The 1,457-nt window shown below is 56.8% G+C and carries 1 protein-coding gene and 1 pseudogene; both read right to left on the reverse strand.

Annotated elements, in window-relative coordinates; all coding sequences use genetic code 11:
* Nucleotides 1-33: 33 nt before the first annotated feature.
* Nucleotides 34-1,194, reverse strand: a complete 1,161-nt coding sequence (locus QME24_RS24670) for an IS3 family transposase (protein ID WP_348650972.1) — start codon at nucleotides 1,192-1,194, stop codon at nucleotides 34-36.
* Nucleotides 1,119-1,406, reverse strand: a pseudogene (locus tag QME24_RS24785) (transposase); the annotation flags it as partial. The pseudogene QME24_RS24785 and the gene QME24_RS24670, both read right to left, overlap by 76 nt.
* Between the last annotated feature and the right edge of the window lie 51 nt (nucleotides 1,407-1,457).

Below are 1,457 nucleotides of genomic sequence, written 5' to 3' on the forward strand. Positions count from 1 at the left end.
TGAGGTGCGCCCCATTTGTTGGACAATCTTTGATTAGGCTGCTGCGGCCTGATTCCTGTATGCCACGGGACTCAGGCCGGCCAGCCCCATCTTGATTCGGTCATGGTTGTAGTAATCGATGTACTCATCGATTGCAGCGCTCAAATCCTCGATGCTGGCGAAACGCTGACCATGATACATCTCGGTCTTCAGTGTGCCGAAGAAACTCTCCATTCGCGCATTGTCCAGGCAATTGCCTTTGCGTGACATGCTCTGCTCCAGTCCCATCTCCTCTAGTCGATTCCGGTAGCGGTAGTACTGATACTGCCAGCCCTGGTCGGAGTGCAGCATAGGCCTGGCCCCTTCCGGTAGCCGTGACAACGCCTGCTCGAGCATCTGACCGACCAATGGATAGTGCGGCGAGGTGTCGATCTGGTGCGCCACGATCTCGCCATTGAACAGGTCCAGCACCGGAGAGAGATACAGCTTTTCACCCGCCACCTTGAATTCGGTCACGTCCGTTACCCACCTCCTGTTTGGCTCCTCTGCCGTAAACTTGCGCTCCATCTTGTTGGGAGCGATGCGTCCGGGCTCGCCACGATAGGACTTGTACTTCTTCACGCGCACCGTGCATTTGAGGTCGAGTTCGGCCATCAGTCGCCGCACGACCTTACTGTTAACTGCGTGGCCGACGCTGTGCAATGTTGCTGTCATGCGCCGATAGCCGTAGCGACCTTTATGCCGCTGCTGAATCTCACGGATACGGTCCTTGAGCGCAGTCAGCTTGTCACCGGCGGCCATCAACTTGCGCTGGTAGTAATACGTACTGCGCGCCAGTCCGGCCAGCTTGAGCAGGCCGTCGAGCGGGAAGCGGGTGCGTAGGGCCGAGATGATCAGGACTTTTTCTTCCCGGCCCTCTTCTGTCTCGCCTTCTCCTCGCGCAGTTCTTTTAACTTTTTTAGGTAGGCGATCTCCATCTCGGCGTGACGCAGCTTGGCCAGCAGTTCGGCGTACGAGAGTTCTTCCTCGGACTTGGGCGAGGTGCTGGCGGGTGGGGTGGATGGTTTGATCATGACGTTTCGCGGTCCCTTGTTCCCTGCTATCAGAGCTTTGATACCGCCACTGTAGTACTGCGCTTCCCATATGCCTATCTGGCTGGAATGCGTCAGGTTGAAAACAGCCGCCGTTTCGCGCAACGACAACTTGTCGCGCCATTTTCGCTCAAGCACCGAGAGCTTGAACTCAGGGCTGAAAGTCTGCGCGTGTCTGGACAGGCTGGCCTCGCCATGGATGCGGTAGGCCTGTACCCAGCGGCGCAGTAAGGAGGGATCCATCTGGAACTGTGCGGCTATGAAACGGTAGCCAATGCCACGTTGCAGAAAAGCCTGGATGGCGGAAAGCTTAAACTGTCTGGTGTACTTGCTCATATGAAACGCCCCTGAGGTTGGATTTTTGTCCAACGTCAGGGGCGCAGTTCA

Origin of the sequence: Pseudomonas sp. PARCl1 (genome assembly GCF_947311875.1) — a bacterium.
Lineage (GTDB): Bacteria > Pseudomonadota > Gammaproteobacteria > Pseudomonadales > Pseudomonadaceae > Aquipseudomonas > Aquipseudomonas juntendi.